Genomic DNA, 19,764 nt, shown 5'->3' on the forward strand with positions numbered 1-19,764 from the left:
AAGATACTGAATATTAATTTTGAAGGACATAAAATGAAGTCAAATCGTTTAGGGCATTCTGATCTTGTGGTCCCTGAAATTTGTTTAGGCACCATGACCTTTGGTGAACAAAATAATCAGAATGAAGCATTTGAACAACTTGCTTATGCACTCGATCAAAATATTCATTTCTGGGATACTGCTGAAATGTATCCAGTACCACCTAAGCCAGAGACACAGGGATCGACTGAAAGCATCATAGGGAATTGGATTGCTCAAAACGGCCAGCGTGACAAACTCATTATCGCCACCAAAATTGCAGGCCCCCAACAAGGTGGCAGTCAAATTCGTGATGGGCATACCAAGTTTATAGAAGCAGAGATCAGTAGTGCTATTGATAGCTCGCTCAAGCGCTTACAAACAGACTATATAGATCTTTACCAACTACATTGGCCACAACGCCCTGTTAACTTCTTTGGTACGCTAGGCTACAGCAATCAGCTTGCGGCACGTACACAAGACATTACATCGCTTGCTGAAACCTTAGAAGCACTCTCGAAAGAAGTTAAAAAAGGACGTATTCGTCATATTGGCTTATCCAATGAGACACCTTGGGGTACCTTAAAATTTTTACATTTAGCTGAACAATTGGGCTTAGAAAAAATAGTGAGCGTACAAAATCCTTATAGTCTACTCAATCGTACTTATGAAATTGGGATGTCTGAGATCGCACAACACGAGGGCGTTGGCTTACTCGCTTACTCACCCTTGGCCTTTGGTTACTTAACTGGAAAGTATCGCAACGGCGCACGCCCTGAAAAAGGCCGTATTACGCTATTTTCACGCTTTAGCCGCTATAGCAATCCACAGAGTGATTGGGCAACTGAACAATACGCACAGCTTGCAGAAAAACATGGTTTAAGCCTTACCCAATTAGCTTTGGCATTTATTAAACAACAATTTTTTGTGAGTAGTACTATTATTGGTGCGACTACGCTCGACCAACTAAAAGAGAATATTCAGGCCTTTGATACTCAATTGTCTGAAGAAATTTTATTGGAAATAGATGCGATTCATCAGCAACAACCAAACCCTGCACCTTAAGCGCTATTTTTGAAACGCTTATTGTTATACGTTGTTTTAAATAGAAAAGGATGCTTAAGCATCCTTTTCTATTCGTTAGGTTTTATCAAAAAACTTATCTTCCGCCTCGTGCAGTATAAACTGCCATTGCAGCAGGTAAATTCTTTTTCATTGCATTGATACGGTTAACATCAGATGGATGTGTTGACAGTAATGCAGAACCTTTTCCTCCACCCTGTTTCGCCATTTTTTCCCATAAGGTAATTGCCGCTTGAGGATTATAGCCAGCTTTCGCCATCATCATTAAGCCACCCTCATCCGCACGACTCTCTAAACTACGTGAGTACGGTAAGCCTACCCCGACTTGGCTTCCCAAATCGAGCGCTGCATTGCCTAATTCACCAATTTGGCTGCCTGCATAAGATTTACCAATACCAACTGCAAGATTGGTCAACGCTTGCGCGCCTAATTTTTGTTTCGAGTGCTCTTCTAAAGCATGGGTCATTTCGTGGCCCATCACCGCAGCAACTTCAGCTTCAGATAGATTAAGTCGATTTACAATCCCTGTGTAGAAAACCACTTTACCACCGGGTGCAACATAAGCATTGATTTCGTCTGACTTAAGTACCGCCAATTGCCAATCAAATCTTTGACCCGTTTGGTTCATTTGATCAGCAAAAGGTTTTAATCGAATAAATGCTGCATTTACTTTTTTATAAGTTGCAGAAGTTGTATCTAAAGTCTTATTCAAACGTGCTTCTTGCACTGTTTTATTAAAGCCTTGTGTTGCATTTAAATTAAGCGTTGCAGAATCAGCACCTGCCATATCTGCGATAGTTGAGCACCCTGAAATTGAAATGGCAGTCGCCGCACAAAGACTAAGCATTAATTTATTGTTCATTATAATCAACTCCATGGAGAACAAATAAAAGCATTGTGGATTATATGCAAATGTTACATAAGGATAAATCAATAAAATCCATTAATTCATATTAATTATGTAAGTGAAATATCACAAAAATTGAATCGCCAACCAATATATGAGACAAATTACATTCAGGGTCAAATATATGTTTTTCAATGGAATAATCTTTTGTTCTAAATGTTGATCATTTCTTTTGATAAACAAAAATGCATTCTGGATCAAAATAATAGGAACCAGTACACATGCAACCATCACACTCAAACCAAGCAATGCATTATTGATGATATTCAGATCATTGGTTTGTGCCTGAATAATCAGCATTGCGATCGTTGGAGCACCGCCCATTGCGAAAATCAGAGAATAAAATATCGTACTCGATATATTCTTTTGCATCCTACAAACTCAATGTGTGTCTAAAAATACATTTTAACAAGCTAAGCTTGAAAACCTAGTCTAATTGATATCGACTTTAGTCTTTTTTAGCTGTAAATAAAAAGCCCGATTTACATCGGGCTTAGCGTTCTGCGATCAAATTACTTTTTAATCACAGATTGATAGATTTGCTTTGCTTCAACCATGTTTTTGTTTAAATCTGAAATACGGTCGTTATTTGATGGGTGCGTTGAAGTGAACTTCTGTACCCCATTATTACTACCACCATCAATCTTGTTCATTTTTTGCCAAACGCTGATTGCTGCTTCAGGATTATAGCCAGCTTTCGCCATAAGCATTAATCCACCACGGTCAGCAGACGACTCTAAACTACGTGAATATGGCAAACCTACACCATATTTACTTCCGATATCTAAAGCTTGAGTTCCGACTGAGCCCAATTTATCGCCTGCATAAGTTTTGCCCATTTTCACAGCAAAATCTGTAATCGCAGTTGCGCCAGCACCACGTTTAGAATGCTCTTCTAAGGCATGGGTCATTTCATGTCCCATAATGGCAGCAATTTCAGCATCAGTCAGTTTCAATTGATTGACGATACCTGTAAAGAACACAACCTTACCGCCAGGCATGACAAATGCATTGAGTTCATTGGATTTAAGTACGCTCAATTGCCAGTCAAATTTTTGACCCGTTTGATTTGCTTGATCAGCAAAAGGTTTCATCTTTAAGAAAACAGCATTGACTCGTTTATATGTTGCAGATGTTGTATCAAGTGCTTTTTGTGCCTTTGCATCTTCAACAAGAAGTTTATAATCTGCTGCTGCATTGAGGTTTAAAGTCGCAGAATCATTACCCGTTAATTCAGCAACAGTCGTACACCCTGTTAAGCCTATAGCCAACCCTAAGCCAAGTAATAGTTTCTTGTTAATCATTATTTTCACCAAATTTCATAGATCTTATTGCAAGCTTCAAAACGAAGCTCAGCTCTTAGCGGCTGAATTATGTTGTATTTTACAAAAAAAATCAAAATATAATCACACTTTATTTAAAACACCTAAAAATAACAACAATAAAAAAGCTCCCGTAGGAGCTTTTTTTAAAGATTGAATCAATTAAGCATCAAATGGATGACGCATCACAATTGTTTCATCACGATCTGGACCTGTTGAAATGATGTCGATAGGACATTCAATCAACTGTTCAATACGTTTTACATAGTTAATTGCGTTTTGTGGCAATTGATCCAATGATTTCGCACCAAACGTAGACTCAGACCAACCAGGCATAGTTTCATAAATTGGTTTTAATGTTTCAAATGCAAGCGCATCTGTAGAACCTACACAGCCTGAATCTGCAGCTTCATAACCGATACAGATTTTTACTTCTTCCAAACCATCTAAAACATCAAGTTTAGTTAAGCAAATACCTGATAATGAGTTTACATCTACAGAACGACGTAAGATTTCAGCATCAAACCAACCACAACGACGCTGACGACCAGTCGACGCACCGAACTCTGAACCTACTGTACCCAAATGTTTACCAACTGCATCACCAACATCATTGGCAGCATCATAAACAAGCTCAGTTGGGAATGGACCTGCACCCACACGAGTTGTATAGGCTTTGGTGATTCCCAAAACATAGTCAAGATGCAATGGGCCAAGACCTGAACCAGAACTTACCCCACCAGCGGTAGTGTTCGATGAAGTTACATATGGATATGTACCATGATCGACATCAAGAAGTGAGCCTTGCGCACCTTCAAACATGATGTTTGCACCATCTTTACGATAGTCATGCAATGTTGTAATCACATCTAAAACTAATGGCTTAACCACTTCGCGCCATTGATCACAAAGTGCCAATACATCTTCAACTTTAACTGCTTCAACACCGAAGAATTGAGTCAATTGGAAGTTATGGTATTCAAGAAGCTCTTCAAGCTGTGCTTTAAGATGTTCACCACCACGTACTAAATCCGCAACACGGATCGCACGACGAGCAACTTTATCTTCATAAGCAGGACCAATACCACGACCCGTTGTACCGATTTTGGCATTACCACGTTTTTTCTCACGCGCTTGATCAAGTGCAATATGGTGAGGAAGAATCAACGGACAGTTTGGAGAAATACGCAGACGTTCACGAACGGGTACGCCTTCTTTCTCAAGAATATCCATCTCTTTGATCAATGCTTCAGGTGAAAGTACAACACCATTGCCAATTAAGCAAAGTACGTTTTCACGTAAAATACCTGATGGAATGAGGTGAAGAACTGTTTTCTTACCACCAACGACGAGCGTATGCCCTGCGTTATGTCCGCCTTGATAACGTACTACCGCAGCTGCTTGATCTGTGAGCAGGTCAACGATTTTACCTTTACCTTCGTCGCCCCATTGGGTACCGAGTACCACAACACTTTTGCCCATAATAGCCTCATTACATCATGCTGTTAAAATAGAAAACCAAATCGAATGACATGAACATTCAATCTGATACTTAAATTGTTTCGATTTTCCACTCACCTGCAACATTCACCATCTGGTGGGTTGCATTTGGAACTGAGTTTAAATCGTCATTACCCAATAACTGAATTACACTTAAACCTTGTTGACGTGCTACGGCAATCGCATCCAGCAAAGTGGATTCGGTACCTTTCGGTGCAACTACTTTTCCAATCTGTTGACGTTGACCCGCACTTAAGGAATACAAGTCACAAGAAAAGCCTGTTGCAGGACGCGCGCGTCCAAAGTGTTCACCAATACCATCATAACGACCACCTTGTGCCAACGGTGCAGCACGATTTGGTGCATACACGGCATACATTAACCCAGTGTGATAATGGTATGAACGAAGCTCTACAACATCGATACCGATATTGAGTTTTGGCCAACGTGCTTGAATTTCTGTATATGTTGTTTTAAGTACCTCAAAAGCATTTTTAAATGCTTCATCAGCAAAAATTTCTGCGCTAATATTCGCTTGCAATGCATCCAGATCACTTGCATAACGACCTAAAGCATAAAAATCAGAACCAAATTCTAAATCTTGAGTGAATTCAGCAAGTTCTGGTAGTGCTTTGCGCTGATACAAATCAGATAAATGGCTTTCTATTGATTTGTTTAAACCCACATGTTTTACCAGACTTCTAAACAGTCCTACATGCCCTAAATCAAGATGGATACCATCAGCTAAACCTGCGGTATTAATCAGATTGAGCATCACGTCGATCATTTCAACGTCTGCGTCAATACTGTCTGAACCAAATAACTCTGCACCTAACTGAAGTGGTGCACGCGTGGTATTAAAACCTTGTGGTTTAGTATGAAGTACAGTCCCTGCATAGCAGTAACGCGCCACACCTTGTACTTGATGTACATGGGCATCAATACGAGCCACTTGTGGTGTCATATCGGCACGCACACCAAGTAAACGACCTGAAAGTTGGTCGATGACTTTAAAAGTGGCTAAGTCTAAATCTTGATTCGATTCGGAGAGAGAAGAAAGAGATTCGATGTATTCGATGAATGGCGTATACACCAGCTGATAACCTCGTGATGCGAGGAAATCTAAAGCTTCACGGCGCAATTTTTCAATTACTTGCGCTTGCTCTGGTAATACATCAGCTACACCATCAGGTAATAACCATGTCTCTGAAATGGGCATGTTGTAAACCTAAATCCTGTCAGCGCGGAAGTAATCCGCATAAAAAAATCGGGAACACACCCGATTTCTCTTATTTTAGCACGATCATCTGCGCCATGCATTAATAAAATAACTTTTGATGCCTAGATAATTTGACCACTTATGCATAATTTAGACAAAAAACCATCTATTACACATTATCCCACTTCAATTCTTTGTATTTATTTAACTTTTCACACCAGTGTTGATTGCTATTTGCGTTGTTGAAAATATAATTTATTCGTTTAGAAAAACAGCATCTATTTAAAGCAACTGAAATACTAAAAACTGGGGAAGTATGGAACTACATAGCAACTTATATTACACGCATCCAAATACGGAAATCATGCAAAAGATAGGCCGTTTATTTCAAGAGCATCGCGGTGAACAAGACAAATTTATTGCTGTTGCAGTTGAGCTCAATTCACAATTGGGGCAAGAACTTGCAGAAGATCTTTTAAATGCAGTTGACAATATTGAGTTTGATTTGGGTCCTGAATCATTACACGCTATTGCAGGCTATTCAGTTGCCCATTTTGTGCATGGTTCTTCAGGCGATGAGTTTATCGAAGCAATCTTACTTTTCTTAAAAGCATTACTCCCTGAAATTCACACACTGGCTTGGGGTTGTGGGGATGAATGACCCGTGGGAATTCTGGTTTAAATTTGAAGACGATGAATTGATTCGCGAAGATGATGAACCTTTCAATGATCCTGAACAAGATGAAGAAATAAAATCCTCCATTTATACATGGTGGCATACAGGTTTACCTGAAAAAATCAAAGAAGGTTTCTTAAACCAAGAATAAATTTTCATTCAGATTTAAAGGGAAGTACAAAATCGAATCGCTGTACTTCCCTATTATTTTGACTCTTTCAGCTATTTTAAATAGTCCTCAATACTGACCACTTGTGAAAACATTTGAAAGGCTGACAAACAGGCTGTTTGTACATCTTCTGCTTCAACTGTTCTGTCTGAATAGCTCAATTGACGCGTCGCTGTAGCGTCTGAAATGATCGTCGGTTGATAAGCAAATTCTGCCGCTGCACGTGACGTCGCATCAACACACATATGCGTCATCATGCCACTAATCACTAATTTATCAACATTCAGTCGCTCTAATTCTGCTTTTAAAGTGGTTTGAAAAAAGCTATTGGGATAATGTTTTTCAATCACAATTGAATCGGTCTTAACACGTAAACCCGAATGTAGTGCTACACCCTGCGTTCCTGCTTCAAAAAATGTAGCATTGGGTTGATTGGCAATATGCTGAATATAAATAATCGGCTGCTCACGCTTTATAAACAGATCTTCTAATCGATTGATGTGTTTTAAAGCCTGTTCCGCACAGAACAACTCCATCTTCCCTTGAGGAAAATAATCGTTTTGGACATCTATTACTAATAATGCAGTTTGGCTCATGGTGTTTTCCTAACCCTTGTGTTGATGTTTTTATAAGATTAATCAAAACAACTGGCGATTTGCAGTCACTCATGAAAGAATAATAGATTAGAAACTTTCAAACTGAAAATTTGTTCAATTCACTATGTTGCCAAATGACCCAATTGACCTCAAAATTTTAAAAATACTAAAAACTGATTCTCGGTTAAGCAATAAAGAGATCGGAAAATTAGTACACCGTACAGGCCAAGCTGTAGGAAGTCGCATTGCTCGAATGCAAGATGAAGGCACAATTCAGAAATATACGATTACGCTACAGCACCAATCAACACAATTTATACGTGTGATGATGCAGACTAATGAATTTGAACAGTTTGAAGCATTTATCGCTCAATTTGAGTCAATTGAAAGTTGCTATAAAGTCTGTGGTTCCGCTTGCTATATGCTGGTTGCTCATTTTGATAGTCATGTAATCAATCTATTTATCGAGCAACTCTCTGAATGGGGACAATATTCAGTAGATAGTGTCGTAAGAGCAATTGAAACTCAGCCTTAATTTTATATCCAAATCCATATCATGTAAGAATAACAAATGAAATCTTCAGAAAAAACATTACGCGAACATAGTAAATTTCTAAGTTTAGTACTTCGACATCAACCAGAAACCATTGCAATCCAACTCGATTCTGAAGGCTGGACGGATGTACACATCCTTTTACAGCAAATGATCAAACACAGAAGACCACTTAAACTCGTAGAGTTGATTGAGGTCGTTGAAAGCAGTGATAAAAAACGCTTCCAACTTTCACCTGATCAAAACAAAATCCGCGCAGTACAAGGTCACTCTAGTGCTCAGGTTCAACGTGAGTATGTTGCTATTACGCCACCCGATACACTTTTTCATGGAACAGCAACTCGCTTTGTCGACAGTATTTTAGAAAAAGGCTTAATTTCAGGTGAACGTCATCACGTACATTTATCTGCTGATTTAGTCACAGCCCAGAAAGTGGGACAACGACATGGCAAAGTCATCATTTTCATCTTAGACACCAAACAGATGCATCAAGATGGTTTCCAATTTTATTGTGCTGAAAATGGGGTTTGGTTGACTGAACAAGTGCCGATAAAATATTTAAAGTTATTCGAAAGCGAATCAAAAAAACTAATCCAGCGGTAAGGCTGTGGTCTGTTTAATCTTCTGTAAAGGGATTTCAGTTTTGACATTCTGGATCCCTGGAATTTTATTTAAATGATTAATTTGAAATTTACGATATGCCTCTAAATCAGAAACCACAATACGTAAGAAAAAATCACAATCTCCTGCCATAAGTTGACATTCAACAATTTCAGAAATATTCATAATGCTTTCGATAAATCGATTGACCGCTTGTTCATCCTGACTCTTTAACCAAATTCGTGCAAAGACTGTCAAACTAAGATCTACTTTGTGTGGATTGACCAATGCAACATATTGGTCAATGATCCCCTCATCCTCCAGTTGCTTTACTCGTCTTAAACAAGGTGAAGCGGATAAACCTATCTGATCTGCCAATTCATTATTTTGTAGTTTTCCATTACGTTGTAATGCACACAAAATACGCCGATCTATCTGATCCAATTTCATAAAATTATTTCTAGTAGATAAAACCAAAAAATAACATATTCCAGCAATAATATTGCAAAAATTATTTTAAAGGCAGCAAGTTTAGCGAAATATAGCGAATCATTTGGCATAAAATAAAAATCACCTTGTTTTAGCGACCATTGAGCGACTCATGTTAAGTTTTAAGAACACTACGACTGAACTGACCTATTCAATTGAATTTAGAGAGTTTGTACGTGGGCTTAAAACCTCTATTCCAATGCTACTGGGTATTATCCCTTTTGCACTGGTTTTAGGAACACAAGCAGCACAAAAAGGATTTTCTACCTTAGAAGTTCCATTGTTAACAGGACTCAATTTTGCTGGTGGTTCTGAGTTCGCCATTATTGAAGTCTGGACGCAGCCACCTCAATTGTTGTTTTTAATTCTGATCACTTTTCTGGTCAACAGCCGCCATATTTTAATGGGTGCAAGTTTAGCACCCTATATTCGACATTTGCCCAATCGTAAAGCCCTTCCATTATTATTTTTTATGTGTGATGAGAGTTGGGCCCTTAGCATTACGGATTCACACAAACAAAACCCTCGCAATCCCTATGCAGGATTTAGTGTGTTTTTTTATATCGGCCTTTGTTTTGCGTTATATGTTATGTGGGTGGTTTTTACCACGATGGGAGTCGGCATTGGTTCTTTCCTTGGTGATGTCACAAAGTTTGGTTTTGACATGGCATTCCCCGCAGTTTTTCTGGTGCTTTTACGCGGAATGTGGAAAGGCTTTAAACCCGCACTGCCTTGGCTGATAAGTCTGATCGCGGCCGCACTGGCCTATTATTATCTACCTAAAGGCTGGTATGTATTGATTGGTTCTATTTCAGGAATTATCGCTGCTTTTTTACTGATTGGAGATGAAGAATGATTCATATGACGACATTCATCGCCATTGTTTGTGTGGGATTAACAACCTACTTAACTCGAATCTTAGGTTATTTACTGTTAAAAAATAAACACCTCAGCAAAAGAACCACGCGAATTTTACAGGTTATCCCCGGCTGTGTTTTGATATCAGTGATTGCACCCTACTTTGTTACGGATCAACCAGCCAACTTGATTGCAATTATCATCACACTGTTCGCAGCTTGTTATTTTTCATTATTACCCACTGTACTGATCAGCATCATTGCAACAGGGATTTTGAGATACTTTATGCTTTAAACGTTCTCAATAGCCTGTCACTCTTGACTTGATGCAATTCAAAACCTCAATTAAGGTTTTGAATTTTGCTGTAATATTTTAATTAATTCACCGTTTTGAAACTCAACTTGAGTCAAACGTGTTGAGGTATTGTCTAAAACTTCCTGCTGTACATGCATTTTTTTAGCCAAATCTTGCATAATTTGTAAGGTCTGTTTGAGATGTTGCTCTTGTGCATGGATCTGTTGCTCATGATTCTGCACATGCTTAAGCCATTCAAGGTTTTCTTTCTTTAACTTTCCCATTTGCCAAATCACAAACATCATGGCCAGATAAAGAATCACAATAACCAAATATATAAAAAACATCATTCCCCCAACAAAACACGTCAATCTTCGTCTTGATTAAACTCAAGTCATTAAAGTTATTTTTAAGTGATAAATATTAGATTAATAAAATGATTCACACAAATCTAACAAGCGATTTGCATAGCCCCATTCGTTATCATACCAAGCAAACACTTTCGCCTGTTGCCCCACGACCATGGTTTGATTCAGATCAACAATCAGTGAATAAGGTGAATGATTAAAATCACTTGAAACCAATTGCTCATCTGTAACAGACATAATTTCAGCATAATCATATTTTGCTGCTTGAATTAAGGTTTGGTTAATTAAATGAGCTGTTACAGGCGCTTTAGCAATAAATGTTAAATCAATGGCGGCAACATTAATTGTGGGTACACGGATTGAAAAACCATCAATACGGTTTTCCATTTTGGGCATGACTTGTTTTAATGCACCCAAAGCAGAAGATGTTGTTGGAATAATATTTTGTCCTGAGGCACGTGCGCGGCGTAAATCTCGATGTGCATGATCCAGTACAGATTGATCTGCTGTGACCGCATGGATTTCAGTCATTAATGCGCTATCAATTCCAAATGCATCATCAATAATTTTGACCAAAGGGACTAAAGCCTGTGTGGTACATGACACACCTGAAATAATTTGATCACTGGGTTTAACATCATGATGATTTACCCCATAAACAATGGCAGCATCAACAGTATCAAAAGGTGCTGCACCGATAATGACGCGTTTAGCACCTGCTGTTATATGTTGTGTTGCAGCGGCTCTTGAACGAAACAACCCTGTACATTCTAAAACGACATCAATGTTAAGCGCTTCCCAAGGCAATAATTCAGGATTGGCTTGTCTTAAAATTTGAACTTTCTGTTTAATTTGCCGTGCGTCAATCGACATATAAAGCTGTCCATGTTCTTGTACGATATTCACCGCACCGTCAAAGCGACCATGTGTAGTATCGTATTTAAATAAATGAACCAGCGTTTCAACATCTGCAATATCATTAATGGCAACAATTTCAAAATGGAAGTTTTTCGGATTTTCAAACCAAGCGCGTAATACATTCCGTCCAATTCGCCCGAATCCGTTTATTGCCACACGTTGCATCAGATGTCCTTTTACAGCCAAATTACCATAATCAGTTATATGGTATAAGATTTATGATCACTACTGTTAATATATAGCTGACTTTAGCAAGAAAAAATTCGAAAACAATAGAATTTAAAACATCATTGGATAAAAAAATGTATTCATCTTTGCTCACAATGACATTTATGCGGCGCCTATTTTATTTTTGCTGTATTGCGATATGTATTTTTATATTTCTTCCTTTCAGTTATGCCCAACAGAAGAATATTCAAAATAATTATTCACGATGCAGCGAAACACAGACTCTGCAATTGATTGATAAACTTAAATTGATTTCCCCTGAACAGAGAGATACACGCTATCCAACATTTGAGCGCTGTATAAAGCTGGATCAAAATCGGCAATTGATCGCAATTAGTCAACCACTTCATATGCCGTCTGGGTATGCAGATTACGACTTAAATCTTTATTTGATTGACAACGCATCTGAAAAAATTCTAAATCACTATCATTATCCCATGAAGATTTCTTCAGATAACCATCAGTTTGAAAATTTAAAATTTGATATCAATCCTTACTCTAAAACTCCCCATACTCATGTTATTGGATTGGCCTTAACCTATGGGCATTTAGGTAGAATTGACTATACAATAAGTGAAATAAAGTTATTCAAAATCAGCAATCAACAAATGCAATTGGTTTTAGATAAATTTATGACGAATTACTCAGCTGGCGAAAGACCGTCTCTATGTGAAAATAATGCACAAACTGAGACTCAAATTTTACTTCACCCCTTAAAACAGAACAGTCATGGTTTAGCAGATATTCAATTAACGGAAAAAACAGAGCGTATAACACTTAACGAAAAAAACTGTAGTACCCACCGTATTGTCAAAAAGCAACGTCATATCATGAAATTTGATGGGAAAAAATATCGTTTTGAACATCTTAATTTTTTAGACTTTGGAATTTGATTAAATTTTGCAATTAAAAAGGTTAGATCATGAAAAGATTACAAATTGTATTCAACACTGCACTGCTTTTGATTGCTGGAAATAGTTTTGCAGCACCTTATCAAACTTGCTCAGAACAATTACAAGATTCTTTAATTCAAAAATTTAAACTAACCAACCCACGTTTTGCCAATACTGAAGCCAAAACATATCAAAGCTGTATCCATTTAGACAATCAACAAAAAATTCAGTTGATTGCCATTAGCCAACCGATTGCTTATAAATCTTATGATGAAATGGAACATGATCTAAATTTATACTTAATTGACTCTTCTCAGCATAAAATTCTGCAAAAGTATAAAGCACCAGAAACTTTTTACTCAGATGCAGATCATTATGATGGAGCAAAACTCCACAGCACTAGATTTTCAACCTTGCCGAATACAGATGTGGTCGGCTTAGAGACTTCATCGTCGCATCAAGGTGGTTTCACTTATAGTCACAGTAATTTAACTTTATTTAAAGTTAATCCTAGACAACCCATCAAAGAAATTGGCGGTATCAGTATGAATGATAGCGGCGATGAACGAATTGGAAACTGTCCAGAGAATAGTAATTCAGAGGTCAGAAGTATTCTCATTTTATCAAATAAAACGACACATGGCTTACAGGACATGATTTTAAAAGAAACCAAAAACCAGACCAAAACCAACTATAAAACCTGCACTTCTGTGAAAAAACAATATAAGCAACAACAAACGCTTAAATTTAATGGTCAAGTATATAAATTTCAGCATCATAACTTTTTAAGTATTGATCCTTTTTAAGCAAGCTTAAATCCGATAATGGCAATGTGGCTATGTTTTAAATTTATACAACCAAAATTTACCCCAGACGAAAGTTGAAAATGTATAGAAATACCAATAATTCACCTTAAAATCATTGGTGGACACTACATTTTCCGTTATACTTTGGCGTTTTTAAAAATAAGCCCGTGTGGTGACTGAGCGCCAAAATCAGACTCAGCAACACACTTTTAGCCAATACGAAAATTAAGGAGTGACTTGGTTGTGAGTACTCGTTTTATGACAACTGCTGAAATACGTGAAGCATTTTTGCGCTACTTTGAATCGCAAGGACATACACGTGTCGCGTCAAGTTCACTTGTACCTGCCAATGACCCTACTCTGCTTTTTACCAACGCAGGGATGAACCAGTTTAAAGACTGTTTCCTTGGATTAGAAAAACGTGACTATGTTCGTGCAACGACGTCGCAAAAATGTGTCCGTGCAGGCGGTAAGCACAACGACTTAGATAATGTCGGTTATACAGCACGTCACCATACATTCTTTGAAATGTTAGGTAACTTCTCTTTTGGTGATTATTTTAAGCGTGACGCGATTCGTTTTGCTTGGGATTTCCTTACTGGTGAAGAATGGTTAGCACTACCTAAAGATAAATTATATGCCACTGTTTATCATACAGATGATGAAGCGTTTGACATTTGGAACAAAGAAATTGGCTTAGCTGCAGATCGTATTATCCGTATTGGTGACAATAAAGGCGAAAAATACGCTTCTGATAACTTCTGGGCAATGGGTGATACTGGCCCATGTGGTCCTTGTTCTGAAATTTTCTTTGACCACGGTGATCATATTTGGGGTGGCTTACCAGGCACACCAGAAGAAGATGGCGACCGTTTTATTGAAATCTGGAACAACGTTTTCATGCAGTTTAACCGTACTGCTGATGGCGTACTGCATAATCTTCCTGCACCATCTGTAGATACAGGCATGGGCTTGGAACGTATTTCTGCTGTTTTACAACATGTCAATTCAAACTATGAAATTGACCTGTTCCAAGACCTATTAAAGTCTGCTGCTGAAATTATTGGTGTTGATACATCTGAAGCGGTTGCAACTGCACAAGCAAACAATAAACCTATTGAATACCCTGCTTCACTTAAAGTGGTCGCAGACCATGCACGCTCATGCTGCTTCCTGATTGCAGATGGCGTTAACCCTTCAAATGAAGGTCGTGGTTATGTATTGCGTCGTATTATCCGTCGTGCAGTACGTCATGGTAATAAAATGGGCGCAACGGGTACATTCTTCTACAAAATGTTACAACCATTAATCGATGCTATGGGCACTGCTTATCCTGAGCTTGAACAACGTCGTAATGTGATTGAAGCAGCTTTGATTCGTGAAGAAGAATTGTTTGCCAAAACGCTTGAACAAGGTTTAAAACTGCTTGAAGGTGAATTAGCCAACCTCAAAGGTAAAACCATTCCAGGTGAAACCGTCTTTAAACTTTACGACACTTATGGCTTCCCTGCTGATTTAACCGCAGATATCGCACGTGAACGCGAACTGGAAATTGACGAAGCTGGTTTTGAAGTTGAAATGGCTGCACAACGTCAACGTGCACGTGATGCAGGCAAGTTTGCTGTTGACTATAACAGCATTGTGAAAGTAGATAGCGAAACTCAATTTGATGGCTATGAAGCAACTCAAGGTCAAGGTCAAATAATTGCGATCTATAAAGATAGCGTACAAGTTGATGAAGTCGTTGAAGGCGATGAAGCACTAATCGTATTGAACCAAACACCGTTCTATGCAGAAAGTGGTGGTCAGATTGGTGATACAGGTCTGTTCAAAAACGATACTGGTATTTTTGAAGTTCAAGATACTAAAAAATCTGGTGGCGCTTTTGTCCATCAAGGTATCGTGACAATGGGAAGCCTAAAAGCGACTCAAAATGTTGAAGCAATTGTAAAAGCAGATCTTCGTGAAGCAACTGCACGCAACCACTCTGCAACTCACCTTTTACATGCTGCTCTACGTCAAGTATTGGGCGAGCACGTACAACAAAAAGGTTCTTTGGTCGCTTCTGACATTTTACGTTTTGACTTTGCCAATGACCAACCGGTGACATTTGAACAAATTCAACAGGTTGAACGTATTGTAAACCGTGAAGTGATTGCAAACACCGCAGTTTCTACTGAACTTTTAGACATTGATGCTGCAAAAGAAAAAGGCGCAATGATGTTGTTCGGTGAAAAATATGGTGATGAAGTTCGTGTACTTTCTATGGGTTCAATCCAAGATGAGAAAAATTTCTCTATCGAACTTTGTGGTGGTATCCATGTAAAACGTACTGGCGATATTGGTCTGTTTAAAATCACCTCTGAAAGTGGTGTTGCAGCAGGTGTTCGTCGTATTGAAGCTGTTACAGGTACCAAAGCGCTTGAAATCGTTCAAAAATTTGATGCAGACATTTTGCATATCAACGATTTATTAAAAGCACAGAAAGATCAAACTGTTGAAAAAGTTCAATCAACGCTAGAAACAGCACATCAATTGCAAAAACAAATTGAGCAATTGAATCAAAAATTGGCGAATTTCCAAGCCTCTGATTTAATCAGTCAAGTGACGGAAATTGCGGGTCGCCAAACACTTATTGCCACAGTTCAAGGACAAGATGCGAAGTCTGTTCGTCATCTTCATGACAGTGTCAAATCAAAATTAGATAATGCAGTGATTGTGCTTGCGGCTGTAGAAGGTGACAAAGTTAGTCTTATCGCATCTGTAGCTAAAGATTTCACTGCAAATCTAAAAGCGGGTGACATCATCAAACACTTAGCAACTGAGCTTGGTGGTAAAGGTGGTGGTAAACCTGACTTAGCACAAGGTGGCGCGCCACTAAACGAGAAGTTTGAACAAGTGATGGCAGATTTAACTGCTTGGCTTGCTCAAAAATAATACTTCACCTTTTGTGTAACTGACCCTAATGCCGATTAGGGTCATGGCTTATATGGAACAACTATGGCATTAATCGTTCAAAAATATGGCGGTACTTCTATGGGTACTCCCGAGCGCATTTTAAATGTTGCTCGTCGTGTAAAGCGTTGGCATGACCACGGCCACAAGGTTGTAGTGGTTGTATCCGCAATGAGTGGTGAAACAAACCGCTTATTGGCTTTAGCGAAAGCCATTACCGAAACCCCTGATCCTCGTGAACTAGACCAAATGGTGTCTACGGGTGAACAGGTAACGATTTCAATGTTAGCAATGGCGCTCAATTCAATTGGTGTTGAAGCTAAGTCACTCACAGGTCGTCAAGTTGGTATCAAAACTGACAGCGCGTTTACCAAAGCCCGTATCGAATCTATTGATACAGATGTGATGACAAATCATTTGGATGCAGGTCGTGTCATTGTTGTTGCAGGCTTCCAAGGTTTCGACATTGATGGCAATACAACAACTTTAGGCCGTGGCGGTTCTGATACCTCTGGTGTTGCACTTGCTGCGGCATTAAAAGCAGATGAATGTCAGATTTACACAGATGTGGATGGGGTTTATACCACTGATCCTCGTGTTGCACCTAAAGCGAAAAAAGTTGATCGTATTTCATTTGAAGAAATGCTTGAAATGGCATCTCTCGGTTCTAAAGTATTGCAGATTCGTTCTGTTGAATTTGCAGGAAAATACCAAGTGCCTTTACGCGTATTATCAAGTTTTGATAATGACAATGATGGCGCATTCGACGAAGATTTCAAAAACAATGTCGGAACACTAATCACTACTGAAGCGGAAGACAATATGGAACAGCCAATTATTTCTGGTATCGCATTTAACCGTGACGAAGCTAAATTAACAATTTTAGGTGTACCTGATGAACCAGGTATTGCGTCTAAAATCTTATCGCCTATTGGTGCTGCAAACGTTGAAGTGGATATGATCATCCAAAACGTTGAAGAAGATGGCACAACTGACTTCACTTTTACCGTGAATCGTAGTGAACTTAAAAAAGCCAAAGCAATCCTAGAAGAAACGGCTACAGCGATTGGTGCGCGTGAAGTTGCTACGCGTGATGACATTGTTAAAGTGTCGATTGTTGGCGTTGGTATGCGTTCTCATGCAGGTGTTGCAAGTAAAATGTTTACTGCACTTGCAGATGAAGGGATTAATATCCTGATGATCTCGACTTCTGAAATCAAAATTTCTGTGATTATTGAAGAAAATTACTTAGAACTTGCAGTTCGTTCACTCCATACAGCCTTCGGTTTAGACCGTGAACATGGCGAATCGAGTGCGCGTGCATAATTTTTGATCAAATATAGCAACTTATTCGCTGTTTTGACCAAGAAAAAATCAGAGCCACTATAGTGTTTTCTATAGTGGCTCTGTTATATTAGTTTTTGAGGTTTTAGAGAAATTTCAATAGAGCAATGTGAAAATGAAAAATTTGTCACATTATTCTGTTAAAATTATCGGTGCTATTTAAAGTTGTGTTTTCTAGTTTTTAGAAATTCATCGCAGGTTTAGCGTTTAAGCAAGGAGATAAACATGCTGATTCTGACCCGCCGTGTCGGAGAAACTTTGATGATTGGGGATCAAGTCAGTGTTACTGTGCTTGGTGTTAAAGGCAACCAAGTTCGTATTGGTGTAAATGCCCCAAAAGAAGTTTCTGTACATCGCGAAGAAATTTATCAACGTATTCAACATGAGCGTGCTATGCACGAGCATTTGCAACATATTGATCAAGATTATCAACCTTCTTTTGAAGATGATAATTCGCAAAACACCTATAATCGTTAAGATTATAGTGGTTTTGGAAACTAAAGCGGCTTTTAAGCCGCTTTAAATTTTTATTGATCAGTAAAAAACATCATCCGTTTTATTCAAGACCCAGTGCTTTTTTGACTGGCGAATAGCTACGGCGATGTTGATCAATCACCCCATGTTCAGCGATGGCGTCAAAGTGTGCTTTGGTTGGATAACCTTTATGTTTAGCAAAACCAAATTGCGGATACAACTTGTCTAACTCAACCATTTCATGATCACGCGTTACTTTGGCTAAAATACTTGCCGCACTGATCTCAGCATGTAAAGCATCCCCGCCTACGACCGCATCACAGCTCATGCTTAAGCCTTTAGGAACTTTATTGCCATCTACAAGCACATGTTCTGGTCGCGTTTTAAGTGCCTCTACAGCACGTCGCATCGCCAATAATGCAGCTTGCAAGATATTCAGCTCATCAATTTCTTGATGTGTTGCTTCAGCAATTGCCCAAGCAATCGCTTTTTCCTGAATCTCAATGAATAACTTTTCACGTTTTTTTTCAGTTAATTTTTTAGAATCATTTAACCCTTGAATTGGATTGTTTGGATCTAAAATAACTGCAGCTGCAACCACAGAGCCAACCAATGGACCTCGTCCTGCTTCATCTACACCAGCAACTAACATTTTCTTTCCTATCCTAAAAGAAGCTCAACAGGTTTTATCTGAGTTCATACATCATCATCTTGAGATGATGACAGATCGAAAGCCCTTTTCTTTCTACATAACTTCAATCGACTGATCAAAATTTAGAATATTTTGCTTAGCGTGAAAGACGCCATTTAAAGAAAAGAGCATCAGTCCTAAGACCATGAATTTATCAATATACAAAAAACTGTATCAATAAATTCATATGTCTTTGATGCTTTAATGCAACTATCTCATCGCTTCTGCAACACATGCATTAATTGTTTTTGTCACGACATTTGAAACAATCGTAGCACGCGCTTGAGGATCTAAAGCAGCTGTTGCTAAATCTACAGTGCTAACACTTTGTGGTGCCTTTTCACTGACACAACCACAAATTTCACTTTGTACATTGTTTTTCTGGTCTGCAGTCATGACTTTTGTTGCAGTCTTCCAAGCAGGTAAATTATTCAGTTCAGTTGTACATTTCGTATTTATCGCGATTTTAAGCGCAACACCACCTAACTGCTGAGTTGTTGACGCTGCTGCAGCACCTGTTGGATCATTGGTCGCGCAAGCCGTTAGAGCTAAAGCGATTGAAGCAAGAAAGACAACGCGTTTTTTCACAATTTTTTCCTTTTTATGAGATAAAGCTAGGCTATTTTGCCTAAACTAACACTTGGATTAAACTAAAAATTTGAATAATCACCTCATTAGACGCTAAATGGATAAATATTTCACAATTATTGCTTTAAGCGTTGCAAATTTAAAACAATACGTTGAGTTTTTAGAACTGATTTCTTTTAATAAAATCCATATTATAAGCACTAAATTAAATTGGA

21 protein-coding genes and 1 pseudogene are annotated in these 19,764 nt (G+C 38.5%); 11 read left to right on the forward strand and 11 right to left on the reverse strand.

Annotated features, from left to right (window positions below; genetic code table 11):
* Positions 1–33 precede the first annotated feature (33 nt).
* Positions 34–1,083, forward strand: a complete 1,050-nt coding sequence (locus GJV03_RS09660) for an NADP(H)-dependent aldo-keto reductase (RefSeq protein WP_154129972.1) — start codon at positions 34–36, stop codon at positions 1,081–1,083.
* A gap of 94 nt (positions 1,084–1,177) precedes the next feature.
* On the opposite strand, the gene GJV03_RS09665 is transcribed toward GJV03_RS09660, so the two are convergent.
* The 5 genes from GJV03_RS09665 to GJV03_RS09685 form a co-directional block, all read right to left on the reverse strand.
* Positions 1,178–1,963, reverse strand: a complete 786-nt coding sequence (locus GJV03_RS09665; RefSeq protein ID WP_004721143.1) for a M48 family metallopeptidase — start codon at positions 1,961–1,963, stop codon at positions 1,178–1,180.
* 111 nt (positions 1,964–2,074) lie between these two features.
* On the reverse strand, positions 2,075–2,380 hold the full coding sequence (locus GJV03_RS09670; RefSeq protein WP_056510530.1) for a hypothetical protein: 306 nt from the start codon (positions 2,378–2,380) through the stop codon (positions 2,075–2,077).
* A gap of 140 nt (positions 2,381–2,520) precedes the next feature.
* A complete protein-coding gene (locus GJV03_RS09675) occupies positions 2,521–3,312 on the reverse strand; it encodes a M48 family metallopeptidase (RefSeq protein ID WP_004820958.1) in 792 nt (263 codons plus the stop codon).
* Positions 3,313–3,492: 180 nt separating this feature from the next.
* On the reverse strand, positions 3,493–4,812 hold the full coding sequence (locus GJV03_RS09680; RefSeq protein WP_004721148.1) for an adenylosuccinate synthase: 1,320 nt from the start codon (positions 4,810–4,812) through the stop codon (positions 3,493–3,495).
* A 70-nt stretch (positions 4,813–4,882) separates the two neighbouring features.
* A complete protein-coding gene (locus tag GJV03_RS09685) occupies positions 4,883–6,049 on the reverse strand; it encodes an ATP phosphoribosyltransferase regulatory subunit (protein ID WP_154129973.1) in 1,167 nt (388 codons plus the stop codon).
* Between the two features lie 316 nt (positions 6,050–6,365).
* On the opposite strand from GJV03_RS09685, the pseudogene GJV03_RS09690 reads away from it, so the two are divergent.
* Positions 6,366–6,876, forward strand: a pseudogene (locus GJV03_RS09690) (hypothetical protein).
* Between the two features lie 71 nt (positions 6,877–6,947).
* On the opposite strand, the gene GJV03_RS09695 reads toward GJV03_RS09690, so the two are convergent.
* Positions 6,948–7,490 (reverse strand): cysteine hydrolase family protein, encoded by a 543-nt coding sequence (locus GJV03_RS09695; protein WP_004721153.1) that lies wholly within the window; start codon positions 7,488–7,490, stop codon positions 6,948–6,950.
* 124 nt (positions 7,491–7,614) lie between these two features.
* Between GJV03_RS09695 and GJV03_RS09700 the strand changes: the two genes are divergently transcribed.
* Positions 7,615–8,025 carry an AsnC family transcriptional regulator gene (locus tag GJV03_RS09700; protein ID WP_056510521.1) on the forward strand — a complete coding sequence of 137 codons (411 nt, stop codon included), beginning with the start codon at positions 7,615–7,617 and terminating at the stop codon, positions 8,023–8,025.
* A gap of 36 nt (positions 8,026–8,061) precedes the next feature.
* Positions 8,062–8,646 carry an RNA 2'-phosphotransferase gene (locus tag GJV03_RS09705; protein WP_105712858.1) on the forward strand — a complete coding sequence of 195 codons (585 nt, stop codon included), beginning with the start codon at positions 8,062–8,064 and terminating at the stop codon, positions 8,644–8,646.
* Here GJV03_RS09705 and GJV03_RS09710 read toward each other — a convergent pair.
* Positions 8,632–9,093 (reverse strand): Lrp/AsnC family transcriptional regulator, encoded by a 462-nt coding sequence (locus GJV03_RS09710; protein ID WP_016539073.1) that lies wholly within the window; start codon positions 9,091–9,093, stop codon positions 8,632–8,634. The genes GJV03_RS09705 and GJV03_RS09710 overlap by 15 nt on opposite strands.
* 151 nt (positions 9,094–9,244) lie before the next feature.
* On the opposite strand from GJV03_RS09710, the gene GJV03_RS09715 reads away from it, so the two are divergent.
* Both GJV03_RS09715 and GJV03_RS09720 read left to right on the forward strand, forming a co-directional pair.
* On the forward strand, positions 9,245–9,988 hold the full coding sequence (locus GJV03_RS09715) for an AzlC family ABC transporter permease (protein ID WP_056510517.1): 744 nt from the start codon (positions 9,245–9,247) through the stop codon (positions 9,986–9,988).
* Positions 9,985–10,284 (forward strand): AzlD family protein, encoded by a 300-nt coding sequence (locus GJV03_RS09720; RefSeq protein WP_004721162.1) that lies wholly within the window; start codon positions 9,985–9,987, stop codon positions 10,282–10,284. Before GJV03_RS09715 ends, GJV03_RS09720 begins: the two co-directional genes overlap by 4 nt.
* Before the next feature lie 50 nt (positions 10,285–10,334).
* Here GJV03_RS09720 and GJV03_RS09725 read toward each other — a convergent pair whose 3' ends face one another.
* Positions 10,335–10,631: a hypothetical protein gene (locus GJV03_RS09725; RefSeq protein WP_056510516.1), complete on the reverse strand. Its 297-nt coding sequence runs from the start codon at positions 10,629–10,631 to the stop codon at positions 10,335–10,337.
* Positions 10,632–10,712: 81 nt separating this feature from the next.
* Complete coding sequence (locus GJV03_RS09730; RefSeq protein ID WP_056510515.1) at positions 10,713–11,735, reverse strand: type I glyceraldehyde-3-phosphate dehydrogenase; 1,023 nt, start codon at positions 11,733–11,735, stop codon at positions 10,713–10,715.
* Between the two features lie 137 nt (positions 11,736–11,872).
* On the opposite strand from GJV03_RS09730, the gene GJV03_RS09735 reads away from it, so the two are divergent.
* The 5 genes from GJV03_RS09735 to csrA all read left to right on the forward strand — a co-directional run bounded on the left by GJV03_RS09735 (position 11,873) and on the right by csrA (position 18,273).
* Entirely contained in the window at positions 11,873–12,691 is an 819-nt protein-coding gene (locus GJV03_RS09735; RefSeq protein WP_154129974.1) for a hypothetical protein, read from the forward strand.
* 29 nt (positions 12,692–12,720) lie between these two features.
* Positions 12,721–13,497 (forward strand): hypothetical protein, encoded by a 777-nt coding sequence (locus GJV03_RS09740; protein ID WP_154129975.1) that lies wholly within the window; start codon positions 12,721–12,723, stop codon positions 13,495–13,497.
* A gap of 243 nt (positions 13,498–13,740) precedes the next feature.
* On the forward strand, positions 13,741–16,434 hold the full coding sequence (gene alaS, locus GJV03_RS09745) for an alanine--tRNA ligase (protein WP_234623008.1): 2,694 nt from the start codon (positions 13,741–13,743) through the stop codon (positions 16,432–16,434).
* Positions 16,435–16,497: 63 nt separating this feature from the next.
* Positions 16,498–17,778: an aspartate kinase gene (locus tag GJV03_RS09750; RefSeq protein WP_154129976.1), complete on the forward strand. Its 1,281-nt coding sequence runs from the start codon at positions 16,498–16,500 to the stop codon at positions 17,776–17,778.
* Positions 17,779–18,021: 243 nt separating this feature from the next.
* Positions 18,022–18,273 (forward strand): carbon storage regulator CsrA, encoded by a 252-nt coding sequence (csrA, locus tag GJV03_RS09755; RefSeq protein WP_004721174.1) that lies wholly within the window; start codon positions 18,022–18,024, stop codon positions 18,271–18,273.
* Between the two features lie 79 nt (positions 18,274–18,352).
* Here the strand turns inward: csrA and rnhB are convergent, their stop codons facing one another.
* Both rnhB and GJV03_RS09765 read right to left on the reverse strand, forming a co-directional pair.
* The gene (gene rnhB, locus GJV03_RS09760; RefSeq protein WP_154129977.1) at positions 18,353–18,922 is read right to left on the reverse strand and encodes a ribonuclease HII; all 570 of its coding nucleotides are present in this window, start codon (positions 18,920–18,922) and stop codon (positions 18,353–18,355) included.
* A 249-nt stretch (positions 18,923–19,171) separates the two neighbouring features.
* Positions 19,172–19,549, reverse strand: a complete 378-nt coding sequence (locus tag GJV03_RS09765) for a hypothetical protein (protein WP_354666845.1) — start codon at positions 19,547–19,549, stop codon at positions 19,172–19,174.
* Positions 19,550–19,764 lie beyond the last annotated feature (215 nt).

Source organism: Acinetobacter sp. RIT698, assembly GCF_009668065.1.
In the GTDB taxonomy this organism is placed as follows: Bacteria; Pseudomonadota; Gammaproteobacteria; order Pseudomonadales; family Moraxellaceae; genus Acinetobacter; species Acinetobacter guillouiae.

Bases quoted from the DNA above. Each gene is read 5' to 3' on its own strand.
- GJV03_RS09660 (WP_154129972.1), top strand. From the start codon at position 34: ATGAAGTCAAATCGTTTAGGGCATTCTGATCTTGTGGTCCCTGAAATT.
- GJV03_RS09665 (WP_004721143.1), bottom strand. From the start codon at position 1,963: ATGAACAATAAATTAATGCTTAGTCTTTGTGCGGCGACTGCCATTTCA.
- GJV03_RS09670 (WP_056510530.1), bottom strand. From the start codon at position 2,380: ATGCAAAAGAATATATCGAGTACGATATTTTATTCTCTGATTTTCGCA.
- GJV03_RS09675 (WP_004820958.1), bottom strand. From the start codon at position 3,312: ATGATTAACAAGAAACTATTACTTGGCTTAGGGTTGGCTATAGGCTTA.
- GJV03_RS09680 (WP_004721148.1), bottom strand. From the start codon at position 4,812: ATGGGCAAAAGTGTTGTGGTACTCGGTACCCAATGGGGCGACGAAGGT.
- GJV03_RS09685 (WP_154129973.1), bottom strand. From the start codon at position 6,049: ATGCCCATTTCAGAGACATGGTTATTACCTGATGGTGTAGCTGATGTA.
- GJV03_RS09695 (WP_004721153.1), bottom strand. From the start codon at position 7,490: ATGAGCCAAACTGCATTATTAGTAATAGATGTCCAAAACGATTATTTT.
- GJV03_RS09700 (WP_056510521.1), top strand. From the start codon at position 7,615: ATGTTGCCAAATGACCCAATTGACCTCAAAATTTTAAAAATACTAAAA.
- GJV03_RS09705 (WP_105712858.1), top strand. From the start codon at position 8,062: ATGAAATCTTCAGAAAAAACATTACGCGAACATAGTAAATTTCTAAGT.
- GJV03_RS09710 (WP_016539073.1), bottom strand. From the start codon at position 9,093: ATGAAATTGGATCAGATAGATCGGCGTATTTTGTGTGCATTACAACGT.
- GJV03_RS09715 (WP_056510517.1), top strand. From the start codon at position 9,245: ATGTTAAGTTTTAAGAACACTACGACTGAACTGACCTATTCAATTGAA.
- GJV03_RS09720 (WP_004721162.1), top strand. From the start codon at position 9,985: ATGATTCATATGACGACATTCATCGCCATTGTTTGTGTGGGATTAACA.
- GJV03_RS09725 (WP_056510516.1), bottom strand. From the start codon at position 10,631: ATGTTTTTTATATATTTGGTTATTGTGATTCTTTATCTGGCCATGATG.
- GJV03_RS09730 (WP_056510515.1), bottom strand. From the start codon at position 11,735: ATGCAACGTGTGGCAATAAACGGATTCGGGCGAATTGGACGGAATGTA.
- GJV03_RS09735 (WP_154129974.1), top strand. From the start codon at position 11,873: ATGTATTCATCTTTGCTCACAATGACATTTATGCGGCGCCTATTTTAT.
- GJV03_RS09740 (WP_154129975.1), top strand. From the start codon at position 12,721: ATGAAAAGATTACAAATTGTATTCAACACTGCACTGCTTTTGATTGCT.
- GJV03_RS09750 (WP_154129976.1), top strand. From the start codon at position 16,498: ATGGCATTAATCGTTCAAAAATATGGCGGTACTTCTATGGGTACTCCC.
- csrA (WP_004721174.1), top strand. From the start codon at position 18,022: ATGCTGATTCTGACCCGCCGTGTCGGAGAAACTTTGATGATTGGGGAT.
- rnhB (WP_154129977.1), bottom strand. From the start codon at position 18,922: ATGTTAGTTGCTGGTGTAGATGAAGCAGGACGAGGTCCATTGGTTGGC.